At 54.3% G+C, this 26,001-nt stretch carries 29 protein-coding genes and 1 pseudogene; 15 read left to right on the top strand and 15 right to left on the bottom strand.

What is annotated here, in order from left to right; translation table 11 throughout:
- Positions 1–2: 2 nt before the first annotated feature.
- Together MXMO3_RS01350 and hslV are read right to left on the bottom strand one after the other, a co-directional pair.
- Positions 3–494: a GNAT family N-acetyltransferase gene (locus MXMO3_RS01350; protein WP_027835802.1), complete on the bottom strand. Its 492-nt coding sequence runs from the start codon at positions 492–494 to the stop codon at positions 3–5.
- Positions 494–1,057 (bottom strand): ATP-dependent protease subunit HslV, encoded by a 564-nt coding sequence (gene hslV, locus MXMO3_RS01345; protein WP_027835801.1) that lies wholly within the window; start codon positions 1,055–1,057, stop codon positions 494–496. The genes MXMO3_RS01350 and hslV overlap by 1 nt, the downstream gene beginning before the upstream one ends.
- A gap of 199 nt (positions 1,058–1,256) precedes the next feature.
- Between hslV and hisB the strand changes: the two genes are divergently transcribed.
- The 8 genes from hisB to coaA are packed head-to-tail and all read left to right on the top strand — an operon-like array spanning position 1,257 to position 6,057.
- The gene (gene hisB / locus MXMO3_RS01340) at positions 1,257–1,844 is read left to right on the top strand and encodes an imidazoleglycerol-phosphate dehydratase HisB (RefSeq protein ID WP_117396668.1); all 588 of its coding nucleotides are present in this window, start codon (positions 1,257–1,259) and stop codon (positions 1,842–1,844) included.
- A 9-nt stretch (positions 1,845–1,853) separates the two neighbouring features.
- Positions 1,854–2,282, top strand: a complete 429-nt coding sequence (locus MXMO3_RS01335; RefSeq protein WP_027835799.1) for a DUF2628 domain-containing protein — start codon at positions 1,854–1,856, stop codon at positions 2,280–2,282.
- On the top strand, positions 2,279–2,926 hold the full coding sequence (gene hisH / locus MXMO3_RS01330) for an imidazole glycerol phosphate synthase subunit HisH (RefSeq protein ID WP_036223080.1): 648 nt from the start codon (positions 2,279–2,281) through the stop codon (positions 2,924–2,926). The genes MXMO3_RS01335 and hisH overlap by 4 nt, the downstream gene beginning before the upstream one ends.
- 12 nt (positions 2,927–2,938) lie before the next feature.
- On the top strand, positions 2,939–3,667 hold the full coding sequence (gene hisA, locus MXMO3_RS01325) for a 1-(5-phosphoribosyl)-5-[(5-phosphoribosylamino)methylideneamino]imidazole-4-carboxamide isomerase (RefSeq protein WP_117394699.1): 729 nt from the start codon (positions 2,939–2,941) through the stop codon (positions 3,665–3,667).
- A 5-nt stretch (positions 3,668–3,672) separates the two neighbouring features.
- Complete coding sequence (locus MXMO3_RS01320) at positions 3,673–4,002, top strand: hypothetical protein (protein WP_036223073.1); 330 nt, start codon at positions 3,673–3,675, stop codon at positions 4,000–4,002.
- Positions 3,995–4,771, top strand: coding sequence for an imidazole glycerol phosphate synthase subunit HisF (gene hisF, locus MXMO3_RS01315; RefSeq protein WP_117394698.1), 777 nt, complete (start codon positions 3,995–3,997; stop codon positions 4,769–4,771). The genes MXMO3_RS01320 and hisF overlap by 8 nt, the downstream gene beginning before the upstream one ends.
- Positions 4,772–5,089, top strand: coding sequence for a phosphoribosyl-ATP diphosphatase (locus MXMO3_RS01310; RefSeq protein ID WP_117394697.1), 318 nt, complete (start codon positions 4,772–4,774; stop codon positions 5,087–5,089). It begins immediately after the preceding gene.
- An 11-nt stretch (positions 5,090–5,100) separates the two neighbouring features.
- Positions 5,101–6,057, top strand: a complete 957-nt coding sequence (gene coaA, locus MXMO3_RS01305) for a type I pantothenate kinase (protein ID WP_027835793.1) — start codon at positions 5,101–5,103, stop codon at positions 6,055–6,057.
- 187 nt (positions 6,058–6,244) lie between these two features.
- Here coaA and nth read toward each other — a convergent pair whose 3' ends face one another.
- Positions 6,245–6,910, bottom strand: coding sequence for an endonuclease III (gene nth / locus MXMO3_RS01300; protein ID WP_117394696.1), 666 nt, complete (start codon positions 6,908–6,910; stop codon positions 6,245–6,247).
- 59 nt (positions 6,911–6,969) lie between these two features.
- Here nth and MXMO3_RS01295 point away from each other — a divergent pair, with 59 nt between their 5' ends.
- Both MXMO3_RS01295 and MXMO3_RS01290 read left to right on the top strand, forming a co-directional pair.
- A complete protein-coding gene (locus tag MXMO3_RS01295) occupies positions 6,970–7,464 on the top strand; it encodes a DUF2244 domain-containing protein (protein ID WP_117394695.1) in 495 nt (164 codons plus the stop codon).
- Between the two features lie 488 nt (positions 7,465–7,952).
- The gene (locus MXMO3_RS01290) at positions 7,953–8,828 is read left to right on the top strand and encodes a methylated-DNA--[protein]-cysteine S-methyltransferase (RefSeq protein WP_117394694.1); all 876 of its coding nucleotides are present in this window, start codon (positions 7,953–7,955) and stop codon (positions 8,826–8,828) included.
- A 392-nt stretch (positions 8,829–9,220) separates the two neighbouring features.
- Here the strand turns inward: MXMO3_RS01290 and MXMO3_RS01285 are convergent, their stop codons facing one another.
- The 9 genes and pseudogenes from MXMO3_RS01285 to dnaK all read right to left on the bottom strand — a co-directional run bounded on the left by MXMO3_RS01285 (position 9,221) and on the right by dnaK (position 17,775).
- On the bottom strand, positions 9,221–9,835 hold the full coding sequence (locus MXMO3_RS01285) for a 2,3-bisphosphoglycerate-dependent phosphoglycerate mutase (RefSeq protein ID WP_117394693.1): 615 nt from the start codon (positions 9,833–9,835) through the stop codon (positions 9,221–9,223).
- A 3-nt stretch (positions 9,836–9,838) separates the two neighbouring features.
- Entirely contained in the window at positions 9,839–10,645 is an 807-nt protein-coding gene (gene dapB, locus MXMO3_RS01280) for a 4-hydroxy-tetrahydrodipicolinate reductase (RefSeq protein WP_117394692.1), read from the bottom strand.
- 66 nt (positions 10,646–10,711) lie between these two features.
- Entirely contained in the window at positions 10,712–11,143 is a 432-nt protein-coding gene (locus MXMO3_RS18900) for a GNAT family N-acetyltransferase (RefSeq protein ID WP_245985859.1), read from the bottom strand.
- A 90-nt stretch (positions 11,144–11,233) separates the two neighbouring features.
- Positions 11,234–11,929: pseudogene (gene pyrF / locus MXMO3_RS18895) on the bottom strand (orotidine-5'-phosphate decarboxylase); the annotation flags it as partial.
- Positions 11,930–12,527: 598 nt separating this feature from the next.
- Positions 12,528–13,115, bottom strand: coding sequence for a histidine phosphatase family protein (locus tag MXMO3_RS01270; RefSeq protein ID WP_117394690.1), 588 nt, complete (start codon positions 13,113–13,115; stop codon positions 12,528–12,530).
- 308 nt (positions 13,116–13,423) lie between these two features.
- Positions 13,424–14,011, bottom strand: coding sequence for a histidine phosphatase family protein (locus tag MXMO3_RS01265; RefSeq protein WP_117394689.1), 588 nt, complete (start codon positions 14,009–14,011; stop codon positions 13,424–13,426).
- A gap of 3 nt (positions 14,012–14,014) precedes the next feature.
- Positions 14,015–14,560 carry an NADPH-dependent FMN reductase gene (locus MXMO3_RS01260; protein ID WP_117394688.1) on the bottom strand — a complete coding sequence of 182 codons (546 nt, stop codon included), beginning with the start codon at positions 14,558–14,560 and terminating at the stop codon, positions 14,015–14,017.
- A gap of 78 nt (positions 14,561–14,638) precedes the next feature.
- On the bottom strand, positions 14,639–15,790 hold the full coding sequence (dnaJ, locus tag MXMO3_RS01255) for a molecular chaperone DnaJ (RefSeq protein ID WP_117394687.1): 1,152 nt from the start codon (positions 15,788–15,790) through the stop codon (positions 14,639–14,641).
- A gap of 71 nt (positions 15,791–15,861) precedes the next feature.
- Entirely contained in the window at positions 15,862–17,775 is a 1,914-nt protein-coding gene (dnaK, locus tag MXMO3_RS01250; protein WP_027835786.1) for a molecular chaperone DnaK, read from the bottom strand.
- 290 nt (positions 17,776–18,065) lie between these two features.
- Between dnaK and MXMO3_RS01245 the strand changes: the two genes are divergently transcribed.
- Positions 18,066–18,680 (top strand): alpha-ketoglutarate-dependent dioxygenase AlkB family protein, encoded by a 615-nt coding sequence (locus tag MXMO3_RS01245; RefSeq protein ID WP_117396667.1) that lies wholly within the window; start codon positions 18,066–18,068, stop codon positions 18,678–18,680.
- Positions 18,681–18,689: 9 nt separating this feature from the next.
- Here MXMO3_RS01245 and MXMO3_RS01240 read toward each other — a convergent pair whose 3' ends face one another.
- Positions 18,690–20,684 carry a putative bifunctional diguanylate cyclase/phosphodiesterase gene (locus MXMO3_RS01240; protein ID WP_162889087.1) on the bottom strand — a complete coding sequence of 665 codons (1,995 nt, stop codon included), beginning with the start codon at positions 20,682–20,684 and terminating at the stop codon, positions 18,690–18,692.
- Positions 20,685–20,894: 210 nt separating this feature from the next.
- Between MXMO3_RS01240 and MXMO3_RS01235 the strand changes: the two genes are divergently transcribed.
- Positions 20,895–21,314 (top strand): GFA family protein, encoded by a 420-nt coding sequence (locus tag MXMO3_RS01235; protein WP_117394685.1) that lies wholly within the window; start codon positions 20,895–20,897, stop codon positions 21,312–21,314.
- 49 nt (positions 21,315–21,363) lie between these two features.
- Here MXMO3_RS01235 and grpE read toward each other — a convergent pair whose 3' ends face one another.
- Both grpE and hrcA read right to left on the bottom strand, forming a co-directional pair.
- Positions 21,364–21,981: a nucleotide exchange factor GrpE gene (gene grpE, locus MXMO3_RS01230; RefSeq protein ID WP_027835783.1), complete on the bottom strand. Its 618-nt coding sequence runs from the start codon at positions 21,979–21,981 to the stop codon at positions 21,364–21,366.
- Between the two features lie 84 nt (positions 21,982–22,065).
- A complete protein-coding gene (gene hrcA, locus MXMO3_RS01225; RefSeq protein ID WP_036223064.1) occupies positions 22,066–23,139 on the bottom strand; it encodes a heat-inducible transcriptional repressor HrcA in 1,074 nt (357 codons plus the stop codon).
- A 297-nt stretch (positions 23,140–23,436) separates the two neighbouring features.
- Between hrcA and rph the strand changes: the two genes are divergently transcribed.
- The 3 genes from rph to hemW are packed head-to-tail and all read left to right on the top strand — an operon-like array spanning position 23,437 to position 25,957.
- Positions 23,437–24,162 (top strand): ribonuclease PH, encoded by a 726-nt coding sequence (rph, locus tag MXMO3_RS01220; protein ID WP_117394684.1) that lies wholly within the window; start codon positions 23,437–23,439, stop codon positions 24,160–24,162.
- Positions 24,163–24,801 carry an RdgB/HAM1 family non-canonical purine NTP pyrophosphatase gene (rdgB, locus tag MXMO3_RS01215; protein WP_117394683.1) on the top strand — a complete coding sequence of 213 codons (639 nt, stop codon included), beginning with the start codon at positions 24,163–24,165 and terminating at the stop codon, positions 24,799–24,801.
- Positions 24,794–25,957: a radical SAM family heme chaperone HemW gene (gene hemW, locus MXMO3_RS01210; RefSeq protein WP_117394682.1), complete on the top strand. Its 1,164-nt coding sequence runs from the start codon at positions 24,794–24,796 to the stop codon at positions 25,955–25,957. The genes rdgB and hemW overlap by 8 nt, the downstream gene beginning before the upstream one ends.
- The last annotated feature ends 44 nt before the right edge of the window (positions 25,958–26,001 follow it).

Below are 26,001 nucleotides of genomic sequence, written 5' to 3'. Positions count from 1 at the left end.
CCTTATAAAAAGCGCACCATCAAATCTTCATCATAATAGTGGCCATCATGCAAAATGGCCTTGGGCGCGGTACCAAACCGCTCAAACCCGAGTTTGCGATAGGTTTTTTGCGCCGCCTGATTGTCCACCGTCACGCAAAGCGTGATCTGCTCAATACCCTCTTGCCGGGCATCCTCGCACATCGCCTCAATCATTTGCGCCATAATGCCTGTGCCGCGTGCTTGCGGGCGGGCATAAACGGCGATCAAATTGGCGGTGTGGCGCACATTGACACCTTTGCCACGGGCATAAGCAGCCACCGCCACCAACTCATCATCCTCAAACACCCCATAGGCATTGAGGTCAGCGAGCCAGCTTTCAAAAAAGCTCAGTGGCTGGTCAATCACATTGGCCAAGCCAGAGCCAAAGGCCGCCGGATGTTGGCGAAATCCCTCAATGCGGATTTCTCGAAACCGTTCCGCATCTTTTGGCGTAAGGCGACGAATGGAGGCCATTACTCGTCCAAATCAATGGTTTCGACGGTGAGGCTTTCATTGGTGTATACGCAAATCTCTGCCGCAATTTTCATGGACCGACGGGCAATCTCTTCCGCGTCATAATCGGTGTCCATCAACGCGCTGGCCGCCGCCAGCGCATAATTGCCGCCCGAGCCAATGCCCATCACCCCGCTATCGGGGGAAAGCACATCGCCCGTGCCGGTCAACACCAAACTGTCCTTCTTGTCGGCCACAATCATCATGGCTTCCAAACGGCGCAAATAGCGATCAGTCCGCCAATCCTTGGCCAATTCCACGCAGGCGCGCATCAATTGGTCCGGATATTGTTCCAGTTTGGCTTCCAAGCGCTCAAATAGAGTAAAAGCATCTGCGGTCGCGCCGGCAAATCCTGTGATCACTTTGCCGCCTGCCAAGCGCCGAACTTTACGCGCGCCATGTTTAATAACAGTTGGTCCAAGTGAGACTTGACCGTCACCAGCAACAACAACCTTGTTGCCTTTGCGCACGGTCAAAATAGTGGTTCCCCGCCATCCGGCAGAACCTTGTTGGTTTTCTGGCATATAATCGTCTCCGTTATTGCGACCTCATATTTAAGAACTTCCGATATGATTACAATCATTGTGAGGCAACCTTTTGACCCTTTGTCGACCTTCCCCATTTCGATTCAACCTGATAAGAGGAAGGGGAAAATCGGCATCAAAGCCCGAATGGATGGGCCACAAGGCAGATGTCGCGGCGTTTAATTCGAGGGGCATTTTTATGCGCAGTGCAAAAATTTCTCGCAAAACCAACGAAACCGATATTGCGGTTGAGGTGAATTTGGACGGTCAGGGCACCGCCAAAATTGAAACCGGCATCGGCTTTTTGGATCATATGCTGGATCAAATTGCTCGCCATGGGCTGATGGACATTACCATCAAAGCCAAGGGCGATCTGCACATTGATATGCACCACACCGCAGAAGATGTGGGCATTGCTCTGGGCCAGGCGGTGAAAGAAGCGCTGGGCGACAAAAAGGGCATCCGCCGCTATGCCTCATGTGATTTGCCGATGGATGAAGCTTTATCTCGCGTGGCGCTGGATATTTCTGGCCGCCCCTTTTTGGTGTGGCAGGTTGAATTTTCCCGCGACAAGGTGGGCGATATGGACACGGAACTGTTTCAGGAATGGTTCCAGGCCTTCGCCATGAATGCCGGCATCACCCTGCATGTGCGCAATGAATACGGCAGCAATAATCACCACATTGCAGAAAGCTGCTTTAAAGCCTTGGCCCGCGCTTTGCGTGAGGCGGTTGAAATTGATCCCAAGCTTGAAGGGCGCGTGCCTTCAACCAAGGGCGCGCTATAGGATTGTCCCATGCGGCTATATTCAATTTATGAAAAAATGATCGATGACGAGCAAGAGCTCGTCGTGGTGCCGGACAAATTCTCGTGGTTTGCGGCGCTGCTCACCCCAGTCTGGTGCATCGTGCATTTGATGTGGCTTGAGCTTCTGGCCTATGTTGGCGTGGCGTTTATCCTTGGCTTTGTCACCTTTTTCGTCGGTGAAGATGCCTCATGGTGGATTGGCATATTGGTGGCCATTCTAATTGGTTTGGAAGCCGGGTCGATCCGCGGCCGCTTTTTGGAGCGCAAGGGTTATGTACTCAAAGCCATCGTGCCCTCATCTTCCAGTGACGATGCGGCCTATCGCTACACCGCTACGCGGGTCTTTGCGCAACGGCAGGAGCCAAAACAGCGGCCTGCTGCGCCTATGTCGCCATTCGCGGAGACGCAAAATCTATGAGTGAAAAGATCATTATTGTCGATTATGGCGCTGGCAATCTGAAGTCGGCCCATAAGGCGGTGGAACGCGCCGCCACAACCGCCAATGGCAGCTTTGATGTGCGCGTCTCCGACAAGGTCGAGGATGTTAAAAGCGCCGACCGGGTGATCCTGCCCGGCGTGGGCGCCTTTGCCGATTGCCGCAACGCGCTGTTCGGGCTGGACGGCATGGTCGACGCGCTGGAAGACCACGCCAACAAAAAGATGAAGCCCTTTTTGGGAATTTGCGTCGGCATGCAGCTTTTGGCCAGCAAGGGGCTGGAAAAGCAGGTCACAGAGGGCCTGGGCTGGATTCCCGGCACGGTGGAAATTCTCACCCCCAATGACCCGACGCTGAAAGTGCCGCATATGGGCTGGAACAATCTGGATCTGTTGCGGCCCCACCCGGTATTTGACCATATGGCGGGTCATCCGCACGCCTATTTTGTGCATTCCTATCACTATCTGGCCGACAATCCGGACCATGTGATCGCCACCTTCAATTATGATGGCCCGCATGTGGCCGCGATTGGCCGCGACAATATTGTCGCCAGCCAGTTCCACCCGGAAAAATCGCAAGCGGTGGGCCTGACCATGATCGAAAATTTCCTCAATTGGAAAATCTAGAAAGACGAATTGATGATCCTTTTTCCCGCCATTGATTTGAAAGACGGCAAATGCGTGCGCCTGCAAAAAGGCGATATGGACAAGGCCACCATCTTTAATGATGACCCAGTGGACCAAGCCCAGCAGTTCCATGCTCAGGGCTTTAAATATCTGCATATGGTCGATCTCAATGGCGCCTTTGCGGGCGAAAGCGTCAATGGCGACCCGGTGGAAAAAATCATCCGCGACGTGGACATGCCGGTGCAATTGGGCGGCGGCATCCGCACTCTCGATCACATCAAAGCCTGGCTCGATCGCGGCCTGACCCGGGTCATTCTTGGCACCATCGCCGTGCGTGATCCTGATCTGGTCTATAAGGCCTGCGAGCTCTATCCCGGCCAAATCGCTGTGGGCATTGATGCACGCGGCGGCAAGGTTGCTGTGGAAGGTTGGGCCGAAACGTCTGAGCTGGACGTGATCGAACTGGCGCAAAAATTTGAAGGCGCGGGCGTTGCCGCCATCATTTTCACCGATATTGACCGCGATGGCATTCTCACCGGCATTAATTGGGACGCCACCTTGGAGCTTGCCAAAGCCACCACCATTCCCGTGATTGCCTCGGGCGGCCTGGCCTCAATGGACGATATTGAAATGATGACCAGGCCGGAAATGCAGGCGCTGGAAGGCGCCATTTCCGGCAGGGCGCTTTATGATGGCCGCATTGATGTGCCTGTGGCGCTCGAAAAGCTCAACAAGGTCTGACAGAAATGCAGCGCTCAACAACCCGTTCTCTGCTGCTAAAATATGCCCTTGTGCTGGGCATCATCATCTTGGTGGGCATCGGGCCAATTTTGTTGACACTGGGCGCTGGTATGGTTGCCGAGGCCAATGGTTGCACCTTGCATGAGGGGTACGTTAATCCTTGTGTTATTTGGGGCGCTGATCGGGGCGACACCCTCTATGAGATGGGCATGATGTTTTGGTTCAGCTACTTCACGCTCCCGTTCGCCGCCGCTGCGTTTTTCGTGTGGCTGATTGTCTTTTTCCTGCATGTGGTGCTGCGCATTTTAAGAAGGGTCGTAAAACGAAATGCTTAAAACCCGCTTGATTCCCTGCCTAGACGTCAAAGACGGACGCGTCGTCAAAGGCGTCAATTTTGTTGACCTTGTGGATGCAGGTGACCCGGTGGAAGCCGCCATCGCCTATGACGCCGCTGGCGCCGACGAATTGTGCTTTCTGGACATCACCGCCAGCCATGAAGAGCGCGAAACCATCTATGATGTGGTGGCGCGCACGGCAGAACATTGCTTTATGCCGGTTACGGTAGGCGGGGGCATCCGCACGGTCGAAGATATTCGCAAGCTGCTGCTGTCCGGCGCTGACAAAGTATCGATCAATTCCGCCGCGGTGCGCGACCCGGATTTTATCAACCGCGCCGCCGACAAATTTGGCGACCAATGCATTGTCGTGTCTGTAGACGCGAAAGCCGCGCACAAAGAGGGTGAAACCCCACGCTGGGAAATCTTCACCCATGGTGGCCGCAACGCCACGGGCATTGATGCGGTGGATTTTGCCACGGATATGGTCAAGCGCGGGGCAGGGGAGTTGCTGGTCACCTCCATGGACCGCGACGGCACCAAAATCGGTTTCGACCTAGAATTGACCCGCACCATTGCCGACGCGGTGCCCGTACCTGTCGTCGCCTCTGGCGGCGTGGGCAATCTTGATCATTTGGTGGATGGGGTGAAAAAGGGCCATGCCAGCGCCGTGCTGGCGGCCTCAATTTTCCACTTTGGCACCTATTCTATTGGCGAGGCTAAACGCTATATGGCCCAGCAGGGTGTACCAACCCGATTGGATGGATAGATGACCTTTGACCTGAAAGCGCTGGAAGCGATCATCGCGGAAAAAGCCAATGCCTCAGCGGAACAATCCTACACCGCTCAGCTTTTGGCCAATGGTGGCGCGCGTGCCGCCAAAAAAATGGGCGAAGAGGCAGTGGAAACTGTCATCGCGGCCATTCAGGGCGACCGCGACGAGCTAAAGGCCGAAAGTGCTGACCTTTTGTATCATTTACTTGTGGTGCTCAAAGCCCACAATATCAGCCTTGATGAGGTGGAAGCGGTGTTGGCCGAACGCACGGGCCAATCCGGGCTTGAGGAAAAAGCCGGCCGTACGGAATAGAGGGAAAAGGCATGAATCCTTTGTCATTGGGGCCGGACCTGTCCCCCTATCACGAGTTCACCACCGAGCAATGGGCCGCGCTGCGCCATGGCGAGCCCATGACGTTGAATTTGCACGATTTGAAACGCTTGCGTGCGCTCAATGACCCGATTTCTTTGGAGGAAGCCCAACAGGTCTATTTGCCCATGACACGGCTTTTGGCCTTTTATGTTGAAGCGGTGCAGGGGCTCCACACCGCTGCGGGCAAGTTCTTGCAGCAAAATGGCGATAAAACGCCTTTCATTATTGGCGTCGCGGGCTCTGTTTCGGTGGGTAAATCCACAACTGCCCGTGTGCTACACGCCTTGCTGCAACGCTGGCCGTCATCCCCCAAGGTCGATTTGATCACCACCGATGGATTTTTGTTGCCCAATGCGGAGCTGGAAAAACGCGGCCTGATGGAGAAAAAGGGCTTTCCTGAAAGTTATGATCGCCCGGCCTTCTTGAAATTTTTGGCTTCCATCAAGGCGGGCATGCCCAATGTGAAAGCGCCCACCTATTCCCACCTTGTTTATGACGTGGTGGAAGGCGAGGAAGTGGTCATTGACCGCCCCAATATTCTGATCGTGGAAGGCCTCAATATCTTGCAGCCAGGCGATCTACCCCGCGATGGCCGCCCCATCCTGTTCGCGTCAGATTTTATCGATTTTTCGATCTATATTGATGCCGCAGAGGCCAATCTGCGCCAATGGTATGTGGAGCGGTTCCTGCAATTGCGTGAAACGGCCTTTATGGATCCGCAAAGCTTCTTCCACCAATTCTCAAAGCTCAATATTGATGAGGCGAAGAAGCTGGCCGTCTCCATCTGGGAGCAGATCAACCTGCCCAATCTGCAAGAAAACATCCTCCCCACCCGCGGCCGCGCCGACTTGGTCCTCACCAAAGGCGCCGACCACGCGATCAACAAGGTGCAATTGCGGAAATTGTAGTGACTTTTTTCTTGCCGCCACCGGTCGCTACGCTCCCGTCCCCGGCACTCCCGCCGATTGGTGACCAGATTTAGTTTTGTGCACGACCTGTCACCTACCCACCGCCGTCACCCCGGACCTGATCCGGGGGCCAAGCAGCGTGAGTGCAGTTACAGGGCATGAGCGTTGCTCTGCCAAATCTCAACCGCTACTTCTTCCCCGCCTCCATCACCTTGTCCTTGAACTTGCACTCATCAACAATAATGCAGTGATAGCACTCCGGCTTGCGCGCTTTGCAAATATAGCGGCCATGCAAAATCAGCCAGTGGTGGGCGTGCAGCAAATAGTCCTTTGGAATTGTTTTCAGCAACAGTTTTTCAACCGCCAGCACATTTTTGCCCGGGGCTAGCCCGGTGCGGTTGGCGATGCGGAAAAGGTGGGTATCCACGGCAATGGTCGGATGCCCAAACCCGATATTCAGCACCACATTCGCGGTTTTGCGCCCAACGCCCGGCAGCGCCTCAAGCGCCTCGCGGTCTTCCGGCACCTCACTATTATGCTGCTCAATCAACGCTTTACACAGGGCATAGACATTTTTTGCCTTGTTGCGATAAAGCCCAATGGTTTTAATGTAATCGCGGATTTTATCTTCGCCCAAGGCATACATTTTCTCTGGCGTATCGGCGACGTCAAACAGGGCCTTGGTCGCCTTATTCACCCCCGCATCCGTGGCCTGCGCTGATAAGACCACCGCCACCAGCAGGGTGAAGATATTGACATAATCCAATTCCCCTTCAGGATGCGGATTGTTCGCCTCAAATTTGGCGAACATGTCATTTATTGTTTGCTTCGTCAGTCGTGTCCGTTGAGCCATTTGGTCCTCTTATCCGTTAGGGCTAATAGGCCATGATCAAAAAGGAATGAAAAGCGCAAATGTCTGCCGATCACCAATTTGATGACCAGTTAGACCCACCCCTATTCCGCGCCACCCTGCGGCCCCACCGCTCTTTAAGTGAGCGCGGGATATTGGTGGTGACCATTATTGCAGGCACGCTGGCGCTGATCCCCGGCCTCACCTTCTTTTTGATGGGTGCTTGGCCAATTGTCGGCTTTATGGGCCTCGATATCTTGCTGCTCTATTGGGCCCTCACCCGCTCCAAACGCGGTGAAAAACAATATGAGGAGATTGGCCTCTGGCAAGATGCCATCCGCATCCGCAAGGTGGATATCAAAGGCCGCATTAAGGAGATTGAACTTAATCCCTTCTGGGCCCGTTTGGTGACCAAACTGAACGCCGAAAATGAAGTCGAAAGCCTCCACCTGATCGCCCGGCAACAGCGCATTTCCTTAGGCGAATTCCTCAATCCCGCCGACAAAACCAGCTTCGCCCGCACCTTCGGGCAGGAGCTTTCACGGGCAAAGCGGTAGGGGTTTTTGGGGGCGTGCTGTCTCACGGCCATTCGATGCTGCGCATCGGCCTGCGACGGCGCGGCCAAAAAGTTGGCGGGGGTCTCGCTACGCTCGTTCACTCTTTTCCCTGAAAGTCTCGTCGTAGGCGGTTCCCCAACCCCGGTCACCCCGGACTTGATCCGGGGTCCAAGCAGCATCGGTGAACGTGCACAACATGAGTGTTTTCGCCCAACCACCACGGCTACATGGATTACCGGATCAAGTCCGGTAATGACGTGAGAGGGTGTGGCGACGCCCTGCACAGTATAAAATGTTAGCACCCATAGGCGGGGGTGCCGGGGTAGTGAGCGTAGCGAACGACGGCGGCGCGTAAAAAGAGCCGGCGGGGGTGCCGGGGACGGGCGCTTTGCACCCGGTGGCGGCGCGTAATAATGTCAAAATCGGGTCGATCCCCTAATCCGCCTTGCACTATCCTGCGGTCCACGTTCAAATGCAGGAGCTTGAAAATGGACCAGACCATGCACCAACTCGAAATTTGCGCTTCTGACTATGAAATTGTCCGGCAGGTGGTGGCGCAATTGCACGACACCGCCGCCGACGAGCATCAGATTGACCGCATTGCCGCCGATCTGGGCCTGACCCAACGCCAGCTCACCGACATTTTTCGCCGCTGGGCCGGCCTCACCCCCAAAGCCTTCTCTCATTGCATCACGCTCGACCGTGCCCGCAAAATGCTTAAGGCCGATGTGCCAATCTTTGATGCGTCTTTGGAGCTCGGCCTGTCATCGCCCGCGCGGCTTTATGATTTGTTTGTGACCCATGAGGCCATGCCGCCGGGCTTATACAAAGCAAAGGGCGAAGGGCTGGAGATCCGCTTTGGCTTTCATCCATCACCGTTTGGCCAAGCGTTGTTGATGGTCACAGATTATGGCTTGGCGGGCCTCGCCTTCGCCGATGCTGGCCAGGAGCAGTCCGCGCTGGAAGATATGCAATCACGCTGGCCTAAAGCCACCTACATTCAAAACGATGCCGAAACAGGGCACTGGGCCGATCGGATTTTCCTGCCCCACCAATGGCAGCAAGATCAGCCGATTCGCGTGGCGATGATCGGTACAGACTTTGAAGTGCGCGTGTGGCAGACCCTCCTAAAAATCAAACCGGGTGAAGCCAATTCCTATGGCGCGATTGCCGAAGAGGTTTGCTCTCCAAAAGCTGCACGCGCCGTGGGCGCCGCCGTGGGCCGCAACCCTATCTCCTTCGTGGTGCCCTGCCACCGTGTGATCGGCAAAAACGCCGCCTTGACGGGCTATCATTGGGGCCTGACCCGTAAAAAAGCCATGCTGGGCTGGGAAGCCGGGCAGTTGCAGGGTGGCGCTGGTTGATCTCAGGGGCATTATTATCGCAACGCATCCCCGTTCCAAGCGGCGGTCAGAAATTCAAGCAGGGTGAGAGAAGAGCCAAAGTCCCAACAACTTCCCCCGTCATTGCAAGACTTGATCTTGCAATCCATTTGAAGATAGCGGCGGGGCACCTAATTGTTTGGTAGGAAACGCCCACTGAATTGATCACATCAAGACCACTCTGCATTTTGGCCAGTGTGAAATGGACCCCAAGATCAAGTCTTGGGGTGACGCTGGAGGGGATGACAGGGCGCGAAAAACGCTAGCGTGTGGCGCATTCGGCGGAGATACCGGGGTAGTGAGCGCAGCGAACGACGGCGGCGCGTAATATTGCCGTCGGCGAAGAAAAGAGCCCCAATCGGGGCTCTCTTACATTAGATATTTTCCACCTTAAGCACTTTGCCGTTTTCATCCAGATCATAAATGATCGGCTTGCCGGTGGCGATTTCGCGCTTTAAAATTTCTTCTGGCGACAGGCCTTCAAGCGCCATCACCAGCGCCCGTAGCGAGTTGCCGTGCGCGGCGACCAAAATGGTGCCGCCATCCAAAACGCGGGGTTCAATCTCGCGCTTATAATAAGGCAACACGCGGTCCGCAGTGTCCTTGAGGCTTTCGCCACCCGGAGGCGGTGTGTCATAGGACCGACGCCAAATATGCACTTGCTCGTCGCCCCATTTTTCCCGCGCATCATCTTTGTTCAGCCCGGCCAAATCGCCATAATCGCGCTCATTCAAATCCTGATTGCGGATAATGGTCATATTGGTGATGCCCATCTCTTCGAGCATCAAATCGAGTGTATGCTGGGCGCGTTTCAGGGCCGATGTGTAACAAACTTCGATCTCATAGCCGCGCGATTTCAGCAGCTGGCCTGCTTCCTTGGCTTCTTCAATGCCTTTGTCGGTGAGGCCCGGGTTCTTCCAGCCGGTGAATAGGTTTTTCAAGTTCCATTCGCTTTGGCCGTGACGCACCAAAATCAATCTACGATCCATGATTTATTCCTCTAATCCCAAAACATCTATCATTGAATAAAGCCCAGCGGGCTTGTCTTTCGCCCAAAGGGCAGCGTGAATGGCGCCTTGCGCAAAAACTGAACGGTCTTCGGCGATATGCCCCAATTTGATCCGCTCTTTTTCACCGGCGAAAATCACATCATGCTCACCGGTCACCGTGCCGCCGCGCAGCGTGGCAAAACCAATGGTGCCTTCTTCGCGTTCCCCGGTGATGCCATCGCGGCTGCGCACGGCCTGTTCAGCCAAATCAACATCGCGGCCCTTAGCCGCCGCTTCACCCAACAGCAGAGCGGTGCCGGAAGGGGCATCCACCTTCATCCGGTGGTGCATTTCCAAAACCTCAATATCAAAACTGTTCGGCAAGGCCCGCGCAGCCTTTTCCACCAGCGCCGCCAACAAGTTAACGCCCAAAGACATATTGCCCGATTTCACCAAGGTGAGATGGTCAGCCTGCGCTTCAATTTCAGCATCCTGCTCGGCGGTCCAGCCGGTGGTGCCCACCACATGCACTTTGCCTTTGGCCCGCTTGGCCACATCGATAGAGGCGTCGGGTGTGGTGAAATCAATAATTGCGTCGCTTTGCGAAATCGCTTTATCGAGATCATCGCTGATCAACACACCCAGCGGCTCTAGCCCGGCCAATTGTGCGGCATCCTTGTCCAGATGCGGGCTGTTTGCGCGCTCCACAGCGGCGCTCAACACGGCACCTTTGGTGGCGTGAATGGCGCGAATATTGGCACCGCCCATGCGGCCGCCAGCCCCCAGAATCAATATTTTAAGATCGCTCATGAAAGACCTTCTCCATTGCTGGCCCTTTGATAGCCAGAAAACGGGGTGGTGAAAAGGGGAGGTGGCCTAAAACCGTTCGCCAAAAATCATCCGCTCGCCAATGGTGTTGAGTTTTTGCTCGTCCGAACTGGCCGCAAGGGTGCGCAATTCCGGTCCCGCTTGGTCTAACGACCATTCTTGAAAGCCATTATGGAGATAATAGGGGCCATTAAAGGGCACATCTTTCCAAGTGAGGCCCGCCAATCCCTTAAACTCATTTTCCCGCGCATAGCGGCGCATATGGGCCAGCAGACGGCGGCCCAGCCCTTTACCCTGGTGGGCGCGGGCCACGCCGATTTCCGCGATATAGAGCAGATTATCCACCGGCTTGGCGCGCACAAAACCCACGGGCAGGTCGCGATGCTCAATCAGCCACAGCAATTCATTTTGGCGAAATTTTTCCGCATATTGGGCTGCGGTCAGCCCGGTTAAATGCGCACTGGCAAAGGCTCCGCCCATATTGGCAAAGCGTTTGGAGGCGTCATTGTCGATATCGGACAGAACAGCCGCATCCTCCGGGTCTGCCGGGCGAATGCGGGTCACCGCATCATTGGCGGCATGAATTTCGTCATTCACGGCCCCAGCAGCGGCGTAAGGATCATTCGCCTTATAAACCGGTCGCCCCACCACAAGATGCGCCGCGCCCGCTTCAATGGCCTGATAGGGGGTGAAAATCCGCTTCTGATCATCCGCAGCGCTGCCTTTGGGGCGAATGCCTGGCGTTACCGCCATCAGCTTGCCGCTCGACAAGTCGCGCACCATTTCAATTTCCTGGGCTGAGCAAATCACCCCGTCAATGCCGATCTCTGTCGCCTGTTTCGCCCGCCGCGCCACCAGATCGCTCACACCATAGGCATAGCCAGAGGCCTTCAGATCTTCATCATCCAGCGAGGTCATCACCGTCACCCCAAGCAGCTTGGTGTCGGTGCCTTCCACCGCGCGTTTCGCGGCGGCCATGCAATGGGGTTCGGCGTGGATGGTCACAAAGTCTGCGCCCAGCTCAGCGAGGCCTGCTACGCCCTTTTCCACCGTGTTGGGAATATCGAGCAGCTTCACATCCATAAAGATCTTTTTGCCCGCCCGCTTCAACTCGCGCGCCAGCCCCAGGCCGTCACCGCCATAAATTAGCTGATAGCCAATTTTAAAAAACACCCCACGATCATCCATCCGCTCCACCAACGCCTCCGCTTCCTTACGGGTCGGCACATCAAGGGCGGTGATCAATTGGGGGGTTGCATTGCTCATTTGGGGGCTCCGGCGGCTGGTGGCGTCGGAGTTGTTGCATCGCACAGTTCGGGGAAAACGGCAAGTTTTTATGGAGCTTTATGTATTGCCGGGATTATTGCTCACTGCGTTCGCTACCCGGCGCCCCGCTATGTTGCGCGCCGCCACTTGTCGCTGTGCTCCCGTCCCCGGCACCCCCGGCTCTTTTCTAGCCCCCGCCATTGGTGTCACACGCCAGCGTTTTGTCTACCCTGTCCTCCCCAACAGCGTCACCCCAAGACTTGATCTTGGGGTCCATTTCACGCTGTACACAAGGTAGGGTCGTTTCGATGCGATCGGAAGGGCGGCATTGCACCACCATTTAGGTGCTTTGCTGTTGCCCGCAAATGGATTGCAAGATCAAGTTTTGCAATGACAGGGGAAATTGTTGGGGCCTTTGGCTTCTCTTTCTGACTCAGCATGGGCCCCGGATCAGGTCCGGGGCGGTTTGGTGGGTGGGGATGCGTCCTAACCAGCATTAGCAAGGTGAGGTGGACAATCCCAGCGAGGGCGGAAAGCCGCCAGTCAAGCCTCTCCCGTCATTACCGGACTTGATCTGGTAATCCATGTAGCAGTTGCGTTAGGTCCAATCTTCCAGAGCCACCCAATCGCTGACCAGGCGCTGCTTGGCCCAGTCAAAGGCAAAAACATTGCCGCCGCCTTCGGCCGCCATGCTTCGCTGGTCCTCTTCTCTGGAGATCGGGCGTTGGGCAAGATGACATTTGAGCGCCGTGCCGCTGGTGCCGTGACCGGCAAACAGGATGGATTTGTCGGGGTGGGCACGGTGTTGTTGATCAATCGCTGCAACAATACGTTTTTGCGTGTCGAGCGCGGGCTCCCACCCACCGCTACTCTTGGCCGGCTCAGCATACATAGCCGCGAACAATTCCTCGAAGGCCGAGGCTGACATTACAGGCGTTGTGCGATAATTCTCGTTGCTGTTTGGGTCAATCAAAAGAGGAACATCAAGCTTATACGCGAGATGTGTGGCCATCTCCGTTGTTTTGGCTTCATCGCTGGTCACGATCAAATCCACATCGGTAAAAATATCGCGCGCAAAGCAGCGCATAAGCCGTTGTCGACCCAGTGAGGAAAGCACCCACTCGGTCGGTGGCTGGGCGGGGTGAAGCAGCACTTCGGGGTGCGTGAGATAATAGGAAAGGGCCATAGCCAAACAACTTAGCACTGTTGGCCTGCAGAACAAACTGCGGTGCAAAACGTATGAGTTGACCCCGGATCAAGTCCGGGACGGCCCCTAAGGAGGAGGGGACGCGGAGCAGAATTCTTACAAGGAAAAAGAGTGGACGAGCGAAGTGAAGAGTCCGAAATCTTCTGGTTTCGCGCCGCCGTCGTTCGCTTCGCTCATTACCCCGGCACTCCCGCCAATGGGTGTCCCACTTTTATGCGGTGCAGGGCATTGCCATACCCTCTCACGTCATTACCGGACTTGATCCGGTAATCTATGTAGCGGCTGCGTTAGGTCCAGTTTTCCAGAGCGACCCAATCACTGAGCAGGCGCTGTCCCGTCCAGTCAAAAGCAAACATATTGCCGCCGCCAGGCGCGCCGAGATGATGTTGATCTTCATCGCTTGAAATGGGGCGTTGGGCCAAATGGCATTTGAGCAAGGTCCCGACGGCGCCATGCCCGACAAATAAAACATGCTGTTCAGTCGCTAGCTTCATATGGTCGTTCACCGCGTCTACGATACGCTTTTGCGCGTCAACGGCCCGTTCCCAGCCACGAATGGATTGGCTTGGGTGTGCGAAAAACTGGGTGGCGACGGCTTCAAATTCATCCTTGGGCAAAAAACCTGTTGCGCGGCGGTCATTCTCGCCGCAGCGCGGATCGGTCTGATAGGAAATATCCGAATACTCTGCAATGAGCGTGGCCGCATCAATTGCCTTTTGCTCATCGCTCGAAACAATCTTCTCAATATGATCGAATATGCCCCGTTCAATGGCGGCCTTAATGCGGGTTTGTCCAGTAAAAGAAAGCCCCCACTTGGTCACGTCCAAATGAGGGTCAATCATAACTTCCGGGTGGGTGAGATATAGGGTTTTCACCCTCTAACCTCGCTTAATACTGGTCAACTCATCCACCAGCTTATCGGCCCGGGCCTTAACGCGCGGATCGGCAATCTCGCCATTTTCGTCAAAGGCGGTGGCGCCCATGCCAATGCCGAGGGGCGTTGGCGCCATCAGGGCGCTGAGCTTGGATAAAATATCGCGCATATGCGAAAGCGCCATCACGCCGGCCAAGGCGCCGGAGGAAACGGACCCAATGCCGAAAATGGCATGGGAAAAGGCGCCCTGGCCCTGTCGGGTCAGCCAATCAATTGTGTTTTTCAAAACCGGGGTGATCGAACCATTATATTCTGGCGTGGCGAGAAAGATCGCGTCGGCGGCGGCAAATTGTTTGGCCAGATCAAGGGCGCATTCCGGCTTTTGGTCCTGCTCCAGATCTTCATTGAAGATGGGCATGGGATAGTCGTGCAGATCAACATATTCTGCGTCCCAGCCCTTTTCCTGGGCCCGACGCACCATATAGTGCGCCAGTTCCGCATTGTATGATCCCTGCCGGATAGAGCCGGACACCGCCAAAAACTTCGCCATATTGATCTCGCTTCCTAGTTGGCGGCAACCAAACCCATCAGAACGCCCGCGTCAAGCCTTTTAATAAGTTTTTGCTTATTATTTGCTATCGGCGAGGCCTTCAAACAGGCTTTTGATTTTGGAAAAGAACCCGTTTGAAGAGGGGTTGTTTTCCTTGGTCGACAGATCATGAAACTCTTGCAGCAGCTCTTTTTGACGCTTGGTGAGGTTTTGCGGTGTTTCCACATCCATCTGAATATACATGTCGCCAATTTGCGTGGAGCGCAGCACCGGCATGCCTTTACCCTTCAGGCGCACACGCTGGCCCGCCTGGGTGCCGTGGGGCACCTTTACGCGCGCCCGGCTGCCATCGAGGCCCGGCACTTCAAATTCGCCGCCCAGGGCCGCTGTGGTCATGGAAATCGGCACACGGCAGAACAGGTCCGCACCATCACGCTGGAACAGCTCGTGCGGGCGAATGGAGATGAAAATATAAAGATCGCCGGAGGGGCCGCCACGCATCCCGGCTTCCCCTTCGCCGGAAAGGCGAATGCGGGTGCCATCTTCAATGCCTTGCGGCACATCTACGCTCAGATTGCGGTTTTCCTGCCGCCGGCCTTGGCCATGACAATCGGTGCAGGGCTGATCCATCGTTTCGCCCCGGCCATGACATTGCGGGCAGGTGCGTTCAATGGTGAAAAAGCCTTGCGCCGCGCGCACTTTGCCGTGGCCCGAACAGGTGCCACAGGTGGAAAAGCCGGTGCCCGGCTTGGCGCCAGAACCTGAACAGGTGTCGCATTCGGCCATGGTGGGCACGTCGATTTCAACCGTGCGCCCCTCATAAGCTTCTTCCAGATCAATTTCCAGATTATAGCGCAGGTCAGAGCCGCGCAATTGTGAGTTGCGTCCGCGTCGTTGGCCACCGCCGCCCATAAAGTCGCCGAAAATATCTTCAAAAATGTCTGACATTGATGAAGAAAAATCCGCGCCAAAGCCGGGGCCACCAGCGCCACCGCCGCCGCCATTTTGAAACGCTGCATGACCAAATCGGTCATAAGCCGCGCGTTTTTGCGGGTCTTTCAGCGTGTCGTAAGCTTCAGAAACTTCTTTGAATTTAGCTTCCGCTTCGTCATCACCGGGGTTACGGTCCGGGTGAAATTTCATAGCCAATTTGCGGTAAGCCGACTTGAGAGCCTTGTCGTCAACAGATTTGTCGACGCCCAAAACCTCGTAAAAGTCACGTTTTTCCATGGCGCTTAAGCTCCAAGATTGATGGCGGGCACAGCCTTAGACTGAACCCGCCATTTTTGCGTGAGAGGTGTTTATGAAGACTTCTTATCGTCTTCGTCGTCTTTGACCTCTTCAAAATCTGCGTCAACAACGTCATCTGCATTGTCGTCGCCAGCATCATCTTGGTCGCCATTTTCCTCATCTTGTGAGGCTTGGTACATGGCTTCGCCAAGTTTCATGGAGCTTTGAGCAAGCGCTGCGGTTTTCTCTTTGATCACCTCAGCATTGTCGCCTTCAAGTGCTGTTTTCAATTCAGCCAAAGCATCCTCGATGGCTGATTTGGTTTCGTCATCCAGCTTGTCGCCATGCTCAGACAAGGAGCTCTCGGTGGAGTGCACCAAGGCTTCCGCCTGGTTTTTCGCTTCCACAGATTCGCGTTTTTGCTTGTCTGCGTCGGCGTTGGCTTCAGCATCCTTGACCATCTTTTCGATCTCATCATCGGAAAGACCGCCAGAAGCTTGAATGCGGATTTGTTGCTCTTTGCCGGTGCCTTTGTCTTTGGCAGAAACATTCACAATGCCGTTGGCATCGATATCGAATGTTACCTCAACTTGTGGCACGCCGCGTGGTGCGGGTGGAATGCCCACCAAATCGAACTGGCCGAGCAATTTGTTGTCCGCAGCCATTTCGCGTTCACCTTGTGAAACCCGAATGGTCACCGCTGACTGATTGTCTTCCGCAGTTGAGAACACTTGGCTTTTCTTGGTCGGAATGGTTGTGTTCCGGTCAATCAAGCGTGTGAACACGCCGCCCAATGTTTCAATGCCCAAAGACAATGGCGTCACGTCAAGCAACAACACGTCTTTCACATCGCCTTGCAACACGCCAGCCTGAATGGCCGCGCCCATCGCAACAACTTCGTCTGGGTTCACACCCTTATGAGGCTCTTTGCCGAAGAATTCTTTCACAGTTTCCTGGATTTTTGGCATACGGGTCATCCCGCCTACCAAAACAACTTCGTCAATTTCGCCAGCTGTGATGCCCGCATCTTTCAATGCAGCTTTACAAGGCTCAACGGTACGTTTCACCAATTCGGCCACAAGCTGTTCAAGCTTGGCACGGGTCAGTTTCAACTGAAGGTGCTTTGGACCAGATTGGTCGGCAGTGATAAACGGCAAGTTGACTTCGGTTTGTGTAGCTGAAGACAATTCGATTTTGGCTTTTTCAGCTGCTTCTTTCAAGCGCTGCAAGGCCAGCTTGTCGCCACGCAGATCAATGCCATTTTCGCGTTTAAACTCATCGGCCAAATAATCGACCATGCGCATATCAAAGTCTTCACCACCCAAGAAGGTATCACCATTGGTGGATTTTACTTCAAAAACGCCATCGCCAATTTCAAGGATCGAAATATCGAAGGTACCGCCACCAAGGTCATAAACCGCGATGGTGCCCGCTTCTTTCTTGTCCAAGCCATAGGCAAGCGCTGCAGCTGTTGGCTCGTTGATGATCCGCAAAACTTCCAGACCAGCAATTTTACCGGCGTCTTTTGTCGCCTGGCGCTGGCTGTCGTTAAAATAGGCCGGCACAGTGATCACGGCTTGGGTCACTTCTTCACCCAAATAGCTCTCAGCTGTTTCCTTCATTTTTTGCAAGATCATGGCAGACACTTGCGATGGCGAATGCTTTTCGCCGCGGGCTTCCACCCACGCATCGCCATTGTCGGCTTTCACGATTTTGTATGGGACAAGCTTTTTGTCTTTTTCCACCATTGGGTCTTCGAACCGACGACCGATCAGGCGTTTGATGGCAAAAAGCGTGTCTTCAGGGTTGGTCACCGCCTGGCGTTTCGCCGGCTGACCAACAAGGCGCTCATCTTCTGTGAAACCCACCATGGAAGGGGTGGTGCGGGCGCCTTCCGCATTTTCAATTACTTTAGGCTCGGAACCATCCATCACGGCGATGCATGAGTTGGTGGTCCCAAGGTCAATCCCAATTACTTTACCCATTTATTCAACCTCTTTGTTGGCAGACCCGCGTCTGACCCCGTTTCCAGCAGTCTTAAACCGGCTTAATGCCGCTCGGGTCCCGTAAGATTTGGAATGCGCCGCCGCACATCCCTTGGTATTGATCGACATATAAGAAGGCCGTATGCCTGCTTCAAGCGTTTAACCGAGAAAAACTAAAAAAATTCTCGCGCCTTTTTATCGATTCAATGACAGGTAATCCTGTCCCCGAATTATCAAACGGGGCTATATAACGACAATTGCATCGAAAAGCGATGGCAGGAGCGACAAAAATGAAGTTTTTTCCGGGCTATTTGTCCACTGAACAGCAAAAAGATTTGCTCGACCAATTGGTTAGCGCCATTGAAGCGGCGCCATTTTTTGTGCCCCGCATGCCGCGCACCGGCAAGGCTTTCTCTGTCCGCATGACGAATCTGGGGCCGTTGGGCTGGGTGGCCGACAAAGAAAACGGCTATCGCTATCAATCTACGCACCCTGAAACCGGGCAAAACTGGCCGCAAATGCCGCAAACACTGCTTGATATTTGGGCGGATTTGACCAAATGCCCCGCTAATCCCGAAGCCTGTTTGGTCAATTATTATGCCACCAGCGCTAAAATGGGGTTGCATCAGGATCGCGATGAGGAAACGTTCGAGGCGCCAGTGCTCTCGATTTCACTCGGAGATCGGGCGCGCTTTCGCGTTGGGGGCAAATCGCGCAAAGACAAAACCTCCAGCTTTGAGCTGTCCTCAGGCGATATTGTCATGCTGGATGGCGACACGCGGTTGGCCTATCACGGCATAGATCGGGTCATTCCCCAAAGCTCAATGCTGTTGGATGCACATCCGACCGTTTTCCCCGACGGGGGCCGAGTCAATTTAACCCTCAGGCGGGTGACGCCGTTTTAGCAAATGGGGTTAAACCGCCTTCAGCTTTTCTGTTGGCGAAATGGCATCCTTCTCCCAATATTTCGAAAGCTCTGCTTCAGGGGCGGGGCGACCCAAATAGAAGCCCTGAAGTTGATCACATTTCAGCTTATTGAGCATTTCCACTTGCCGTTCGGTTTCCACGCCCTCCGCGGTAACGCGCATTTCCAACGAGTGACCCAAGGCAATGATGGTCGAGATGACCTGCATGGCCTTGGCATTGTCTTTTTCGTCGCCGCCAAGAAAAGACCTGTCGATCTTGATCTTGTCGAATGGGAATTGCCACAAATAACCAAGCGATGAGTAACCGGTGCCGAAATCATCCATCGCAATAGACACGCCCAGCTCTTGCAGCGCGTTCAATTGGCGCAAATTACGCTGGGTGTTTTGCATCAACAAGCTTTCCGTGATCTCCAACTCAAGTCGAGCTGCGGGCAGCTTTGATTCCTCCAGCGCAGCATGCACATGGTCCACAAGCGAACCGCTTTCAAACTGCGCGGCAGAAAGGTTTACAGCCAAGCGCATGTGGTCAGGCCACTTCATGGCGGCTTTTGTGCCTTTGTTCAAAATTTGAAAGCCTAACTCATCCATGATGCCCATTTCCTCGGCCACAGGGATGAATTTGTCTGGCGGAATGAAGTTGCCTTTCGCATCACGCAAGCGCATCAGGGCCTCAAAGCCACAGGCCTGGTACTTAAGCTGACAATAGAGCGGCTGGAAATAGAGCTCGAAATCGCTATTGTGCACCGCGCGGCGCAAAATGGCTTCTAATTCACGGCGTTCGGCAATTTCGTCTTCCATATGTTCGGCGAATATGGCGGCACAATTGCGCCCCTCTGTTTTCGCCGCATAAAGCGCAATGTCTGACTTTTTCATCAAATCGGTGACATTTTCAGCTTTGCTTGGAAAATAGGCCGCCCCAATGCTGGCCGTGGCGATCATATTGTGGCCCTTGACTTCATAGGGGTGTGACAAGGCGCGTTGAAGCGCCTCAACAAATTCATCCGCTTCGGCTTCGCTATCGAACCGACAAAATGCCGCAAATTCATCGCCACCAATGCGGGCGATGGAGTCAAAATGTTCGCACTCATATTTGAGTTGCCCGGCAAATTGCACCAGCAATTCATCGCCCACATCATGGCCATAGCCGTCATTGATCTCTTTGAAATTGTCCACGTCGATCGAAAGCAGGACAATAATGCCATCACCGTCGCCAATTTCGGCGCAGGCCGTTTGCATTTTTTCTAAAAAGTTTGTGCGGTTGGCCAACCCGGTCATTGGGTCATGCTTGGCCAAATAGTGGGCCCGCCTATCCGCGAGCTCGGCCTGTTTGCGACTGCGCATGTGGAATATTGCGGGAATGCCGACAACCAACAAGGCCGTGGCGGCCAAAACCGCCGTAATTTGCCATACAGCTGCCTGATAAAGATCAAAGCGTTCTGTCTGGTCCACGCGCACGCGCAAGGAATAGGCTAATTCCCCGTCTTTTAAAATTGGATGTGTCACCTCGGCAAAATGCAAAGGGTCGTTAAACCCATTGCCCGTGGCCAATCGCACCATATGCTTGGCATGGTCGCCTTGAACCTTTGGCGATGAATGATCATGGGCATTGCCTGCAACGTGATCGCTTTCCGCACCCTGCGTGTGTTCAGCCGTCATGTCTGTCATTGGCGTTGTGCTTGCGGTGGCGACCGGGCTGGGGCCCGCATGTTCATGCGCGTGATAGGCTGCAGCATCGGCGCCTGTGGCGGGGTGGTAAGAGCCTGTTTTAAACAATCGAGTGCCGTCTGGAGCCAGAAACTCAAACGAATAAATGTTCCCCACTGTGCTCAAACGGCCCAAGATACGTTCCGTAAGCGAAAATGAAGGTTCACCTGTGAGCAGGGCGTCAAGATTATGGGTTTGGTCCGCCACACTTTGCGCCCATCCCATGCCGTCGGTCCGCGCATCCTGCCGCAACAACCGATCCATGATCGTCTGAGTCATGAATATGCTCGCTACGGCGATCGAAATCGTGAACAAGCTCGCAATAATGAATAGACTTTTACCCTTAGAATTCAATCTCATCAGGCACCCCTTAATCGTAGAGCAAGTAAAGTAAAGGACACCCCCCTCAATTTGAGTTAAAAACAAAACACCAGTTGTGCGAACTTATCTTTAGGGTGAACTATCGATTAACAAGGGAGTAAAATTTAAATGCAAATCGGCAAGTGCCAGTGTGGTGCCGTAGAAATCCAGGCGCCCGAAAATATGAATAAAATCGGGGCATGTTATTGTGCCACCTGCCGCAAAATAAACGGTGGCGGACCGTTGCTTGGTCTGCATGGCAATAGCGAACTGAAGGCCAGCGGGCAGGAGCATATTGAGCGATATGCCTCATCGGATTGGGCCGAACGGGGATTTTGTAAAAAATGCGGCACAACGCTTTTTTATCACCTCACAGTCGGCAGCCGGGACTATATTTATTCCGCCGGGCTTTTTGAAAATGCGGACTTTGAAATCACCAGCGAGATATTCGTTGACGCTAAACCTGACTATATGGGCTTTTTAAGCGAAAACAGCGTTAAAAAGACCACGCAGCAGGTCTTTGATGAGGTCAATAAAAACGACGCTTAGGGTGATGCCCTAAGCGTCGTCTGATCAGTCAAAAACGATTGGTCGGGATTTAGACCGACTTATCCAAATTGTCGCCTTGGTCAGCGGCGGCCGGGGCGCTTTTCGGGCCACCTTTGGCCACGCCCACCATCGCTGGGCGCAACACGCGCTCACCGATCACATAGCCAGCCTGCACCACTTCGGTCACAGTGCCTTCAACCGCATCAGGGTTCGGCACTTCAAACATGGCCTGGTGGAAGTGCGGGTCAAATTTCTGGCCTTTAGGCTCAATCTTTGTAATGCCGTTCTTTTCAAGCAGGCGGATCATTTCCCGTTCGGTCATTTCCACGCCTTCAATCAAAGACTGGAATGTGCCTGTGGCCTCATCGCGCGTTTCTTGTGGCATGATCGTCAGCGCACGAGACAAATTGTCTGTCGCCGTCAGCATGTCACGGGCGAAATTGGCAATCGCATATTGGCGCGCATCTTTCACATCGCGCTCAGCTCGCTTGCGTAAATTTTCCATTTCCGCAACCGCCCGCAATAAACGATCTTTCAGTTTGGCATTTTCGCTTTCCAAAGCTGAGATAGGGTCGGCCGCCTCAGGCGCGTCTGCTTCGCTTTGCGCTTCGTCGGCGCCATCCTGAACTTCAGTTTCGTCCACTTTTTTCTCGTCGTCGCTCATCATTTGGCTTCTAACTCTATATTGTGAAAATCGCTGTTGCCCCGCATATCGACCATCATGCGATCAATTTCAAGCTTTGTCTTGGGTTCAGCCCCGCTTATGGATCAATTTTGACACCACATGGGCCGTATAATCCACAGCAGGCACGATCCGGGCATAGTTGAGGCGCGTCGGACCGATCACGCCCACAACGCCCACCACCTTGTCATTATGGTCCGTAAATGGCGACAAGATGACGGAAGAGCCGGACAAGGAGAAAAGCTTATTCTCCGATCCGATAAAAATCCGCACTCCATCGGCATCGCGCGTGTCGGACAACAGGTCGATAATGGCCTTCTTGCTTTCCAACTCGTCAAACAATTGTCGCACCCGGTCCAATTCTTCATTGGCCATGGTGTCATTGATCAAATTGGCCCGCCCGCGCACGATCAAGGTTGGGCTGGCATCATTATTGTCTTTTGACAGGGTGGCCAGGCCCGCCTCCACCAAACTATTGGTCAAATGATCCAATTCTGATTGCTGGCGTTGTTGTGCCTTTTCCATTTGCTGCAAGGCTTCGCGCAGCGTGTGCCCTGCCACAAAGCTGGACAAATAGTTTGACGCCTGCGCAAGCTCGCTCATGGTCAAACCGGGCGGCGTGGAGAAAACGCGGTTCTCCACATGCCCATCTTCCCCCACCATCACGGCCATGGCGAGGTTCTTTTCCAGCTGCACAAATTCGATATGCTTGAGCACCACATCGGCCTTGGGCGCCATCACCAGCCCCGCCCCGCGGGACAGGCCGGAAAGCACCTGGCTAGCCTGAGTCAGCACATCTTCCACCTTTTCATGGTGGGCAACGCCTTCAAAATTTTGCGTGATGGCGCGGCGCTCTTCTTCATTCACCGCGCCCACTTCCAGCATGGCATCGACAAAAAAGCGCAAGCCCGATTGCGTCGGCGCCCGCCCAGCCGACGTGTGTGGCGCAGCAATCAGGCCGAGATCTTCCAGATCCGCCATCACATTGCGCACCGAAGCGGGAGACAAGGAAATATCAAGGGCCTGCGACAATTGTCGCGACCCAACCGGCTCACCAGTTTCCAAATAGCGTTCAACCAGCCGCCGGAAAATGCCCTGCGAACGTGCGTTCAGCACAGATAGAAAATCTTGGTTGTTGGTCATCGATATCCCAAAGTTGCTCATCACTTAATTTATCATTGTGCACTCTATTTAAGCGCACTTGCTCTCAACGCCAAGCCCCCCTGCCACCGCACTGTTTGTTTGTCGCTATCCACAAACTGAAATCGATGTGTAAAATTACGATAAAATTACAGTAATCTTTGTGGAATCTGTTGGAAAGATTTAGCTTTTTCACCATTTGGTGGACGATGGGGGCCATTGGGGATTAACCTTCCCTTTACCTTGAGCCATGAAGCCGCTAAGAGGCTGGATCAAACGCCGCGAGCACAAGGAAAAAACATGCGACCCTCAAAACGCGTCCCCGATCAACTGCGCACTGTCAAAATTGAACGCAATGTCTCAAATCATGCCGAAGGCTCGTGCATGATCAGTTTTGGCAACACACGGGTTTTGTGCACGGCCAGCGTTGAAACAAATCTGCCGCCGTGGCGGCGCGGCCAGGGTGTGGGCTGGGTCACAGCCGAATATGGCATGTTGCCGCGTTCAACAGGCCAGCGCATGCGCCGCGAGGCCACTGCGGGCAAACAATCTGGCCGCACGCAAGAAATTCAACGGCTTATCGGGCGTTCGCTCCGCGCCGTTGTCGATATGCAAGCGCTCGGCGAAAACCAAATCACTGTCGACTGTGATGTCATCGAAGCCGATGGTGGCACCCGCACTGCTGCCATCACCGGTGCGTTCATTGCCATGAGCGACGCTGTGGCGTGGATGAAGGAACGCGAAATCGTTGGCGACAATGTGATCCGCGATCATCTCGCCGCCGTGTCATGTGGGGTTTATCAAGGCACACCTGTGCTTGATCTGGATTACGACGAAGACAGCTCTGCGGAAACCGACGCCAATTTTGTCATGACGGGCGCAGGCAAATTTGTTGAAATTCAAGGAACAGCCGAAGAAGAACCCTTCAGCGCTGATGAGCTGCAAAGCCTGATTGGCTTAGCGCAAAAAGGCATCAGCGAGTTGGTTGAAATGCAAAAGCGGGTGTTAAACGGAGAAACGATCTAGATGGCACTGACGTTAGAGCGCGGACAAAAATTGGTGGTGGCCAGCCACAATGAAGGCAAGGTACGCGAACTGCGCACCTTGTTGTCGTCATTTGGTTTAGAGCTTGTCTCGGCAGCAGAATTGGATCTGCCGGAGCCAGAAGAAACTGGCAATACTTATGAAGAAAACGCCAAGCTTAAGGCACTGGCTGCTGCAAAGGGCGCAAAGCTTTGGGCGCTGGCCGACGATTCGGGCTTAAGCGTAGATGCGCTGGACGGCGCACCGGGCATTTATTCAGCCCGCTGGGGCGGCCCCGAACGCGATTTTGGCAATGCCATGGTGAAAGTGCATACCGAACTGATGCAAAAGGGGGCCATGGGCCCGGGCCAGCGCACCGCAGCCTTTGTGGCCGTGTTGTGCTTGGCCACGCCTGAGGGGGAAACGGCCTGTTTTGAAGGTCGCGTGTCTGGCAGCTTGGTCTGGCCGCCACGGGGCAACAAAGGCTTTGGCTATGACCCCATGTTTTTGCCTGAAGGCCACAACCGCACGTTCGGTGAAATGACCGAAGATGAAAAGCACGCATGGGCACCGGATAAAATTGGCCTGTCCCACCGTTCGCGCGCGTTCTCCAAATTTGTAGAGGCCTGCTGCATTGGCTGATTTCGCCACAGATCCAGAATTGTTTGGCGTTTATGTCCATTGGCCGTTTTGCGCGTCCAAGTGCCCTTATTGCGACTTCAATTCGCATGTGCACCACGGCCCGTTTGATGAGGTGGCCTATGTGGACCGCTACATCAAAGAGATCGAACATCAGGCGCAGTTGGTGCCCGATCAGCAAGTGAGCTCAATCTTTTTTGGCGGCGGCACCCCGTCCTTGATGGACCCGCGCAGCGTCGAAAAAATCATCTCTGCCATCAACCAAAACTGGCGGCTGACCAACCAGGTGGAAATCACGCTTGAGGCCAATCCCACCAGCGTTGAGCAGGAAAAATTTCAAAACTATCGTTTGGCCGGGGTGAACCGGGTGTCGCTCGGGGTGCAGTCTCTGCGGGCCGAACCGTTGGCGGCTCTGGGGCGTTTGCACTCGGTTGATGAAGCCAAAAAAGCGCTGGATTTGGCGCGCACCACATTTGACCGTTTTTCTTACGATCTGATCTATGCCCGGCCGCATCAAACACTGAAAGAGTGGGAAGAAGAGCTGCTGGAAGCCCTCTCGATCGCGGATCGACATATCTCGCTTTATCAGCTCACCATCGAAGAAGGCACGCGCTATTTCGACCTGTTCCAAGCGGGCAAACTGCAAATGCCTGATGGCGATCTGGGCGCACATTTTTATGAGCTGACGCAAGAAATTTGCGAAGATCACGGGCTGCCCGCCTATGAGATTTCCAACCATGCCCAGCCCGGCGAAGAAAGTCGCCATAACCTGATTTACTGGCACTATGGCCAATATGCGGGCATTGGCCCCGGCGCCCATGGGCGGTTGGTGGTGAGCGGTAAACGCGTTGCGACCTCCACCGAACGCATGCCCTTCAAATGGGCCGAGCGGGTGGATGAAAAAGGTGTAGGCTTTGTAGAATATGATGCATTGTCGCGCACCGAGCAGGGCGACGAATATTTGCTGATGGGCCTGCGGCTCAAAACCGGCATTGACCCCAAGCGCCATGAACGACTAACCGGTAAACCGTTGAAGTCAGAGCAAATCGAGCATTTGATGGGCATTGGCTTTATCGAATATCTCGACAATGGCAATTTGCGAGTAACCGACAAAGGCTTCCCTGTGCTGGACGCCGTGGTCGCCGATCTCGCGGCTTAATCTGGCCATTTTTACGCGCCGCCGTCGTTCGCTGCGCTCACTAC

The sequence above is a fragment of the Maritalea myrionectae genome (assembly GCF_003433515.1).
In the GTDB taxonomy this organism is placed as follows: domain Bacteria; phylum Pseudomonadota; class Alphaproteobacteria; order Rhizobiales; family Devosiaceae; genus Maritalea; species Maritalea myrionectae.
This window is presented reverse-complemented; position numbering and strand designations above follow the sequence as displayed.

Coding starts and splice junctions, on each gene's coding strand:
- coaA (WP_027835793.1), top strand. CDS start 5,101: ATGAATCCTTTGTCATTGGGGCCGGACCTGTCCCCCTATCACGAGTTC.
- rph (WP_117394684.1), top strand. CDS start 23,437: ATGCGACCCTCAAAACGCGTCCCCGATCAACTGCGCACTGTCAAAATT.
- dnaJ (WP_117394687.1), bottom strand. CDS start 15,790: ATGGAAAAACGTGACTTTTACGAGGTTTTGGGCGTCGACAAATCTGTT.
- hisB (WP_117396668.1), top strand. CDS start 1,257: ATGCGCAGTGCAAAAATTTCTCGCAAAACCAACGAAACCGATATTGCG.
- dapB (WP_117394692.1), bottom strand. CDS start 10,645: ATGAGCGATCTTAAAATATTGATTCTGGGGGCTGGCGGCCGCATGGGC.
- MXMO3_RS01235 (WP_117394685.1), top strand. CDS start 20,895: ATGCAAATCGGCAAGTGCCAGTGTGGTGCCGTAGAAATCCAGGCGCCC.
- MXMO3_RS01285 (WP_117394693.1), bottom strand. CDS start 9,835: ATGGATCGTAGATTGATTTTGGTGCGTCACGGCCAAAGCGAATGGAAC.
- MXMO3_RS01260 (WP_117394688.1), bottom strand. CDS start 14,560: ATGGCGAAGTTTTTGGCGGTGTCCGGCTCTATCCGGCAGGGATCATAC.
- MXMO3_RS01270 (WP_117394690.1), bottom strand. CDS start 13,115: ATGGCCCTTTCCTATTATCTCACGCACCCCGAAGTGCTGCTTCACCCC.
- dnaK (WP_027835786.1), bottom strand. CDS start 17,775: ATGGGTAAAGTAATTGGGATTGACCTTGGGACCACCAACTCATGCATC.
- MXMO3_RS01350 (WP_027835802.1), bottom strand. CDS start 494: ATGGCCTCCATTCGTCGCCTTACGCCAAAAGATGCGGAACGGTTTCGA.
- MXMO3_RS01240 (WP_162889087.1), bottom strand. CDS start 20,684: ATGACTCAGACGATCATGGATCGGTTGTTGCGGCAGGATGCGCGGACC.
- grpE (WP_027835783.1), bottom strand. CDS start 21,981: ATGATGAGCGACGACGAGAAAAAAGTGGACGAAACTGAAGTTCAGGAT.
- hisH (WP_036223080.1), top strand. CDS start 2,279: ATGAGTGAAAAGATCATTATTGTCGATTATGGCGCTGGCAATCTGAAG.
- hslV (WP_027835801.1), bottom strand. CDS start 1,057: ATGCCAGAAAACCAACAAGGTTCTGCCGGATGGCGGGGAACCACTATT.
- MXMO3_RS01335 (WP_027835799.1), top strand. CDS start 1,854: ATGCGGCTATATTCAATTTATGAAAAAATGATCGATGACGAGCAAGAG.
- MXMO3_RS01320 (WP_036223073.1), top strand. CDS start 3,673: ATGCAGCGCTCAACAACCCGTTCTCTGCTGCTAAAATATGCCCTTGTG.
- nth (WP_117394696.1), bottom strand. CDS start 6,910: ATGGCTCAACGGACACGACTGACGAAGCAAACAATAAATGACATGTTC.
- MXMO3_RS01310 (WP_117394697.1), top strand. CDS start 4,772: ATGACCTTTGACCTGAAAGCGCTGGAAGCGATCATCGCGGAAAAAGCC.
- MXMO3_RS01245 (WP_117396667.1), top strand. CDS start 18,066: ATGAAGTTTTTTCCGGGCTATTTGTCCACTGAACAGCAAAAAGATTTG.
- rdgB (WP_117394683.1), top strand. CDS start 24,163: ATGGCACTGACGTTAGAGCGCGGACAAAAATTGGTGGTGGCCAGCCAC.
- hrcA (WP_036223064.1), bottom strand. CDS start 23,139: ATGACCAACAACCAAGATTTTCTATCTGTGCTGAACGCACGTTCGCAG.
- MXMO3_RS01295 (WP_117394695.1), top strand. CDS start 6,970: ATGTCTGCCGATCACCAATTTGATGACCAGTTAGACCCACCCCTATTC.
- MXMO3_RS01290 (WP_117394694.1), top strand. CDS start 7,953: ATGGACCAGACCATGCACCAACTCGAAATTTGCGCTTCTGACTATGAA.
- hisF (WP_117394698.1), top strand. CDS start 3,995: ATGCTTAAAACCCGCTTGATTCCCTGCCTAGACGTCAAAGACGGACGC.
- hisA (WP_117394699.1), top strand. CDS start 2,939: ATGATCCTTTTTCCCGCCATTGATTTGAAAGACGGCAAATGCGTGCGC.
- MXMO3_RS18900 (WP_245985859.1), bottom strand. CDS start 11,143: ATGGGCGGAGCCTTTGCCAGTGCGCATTTAACCGGGCTGACCGCAGCC.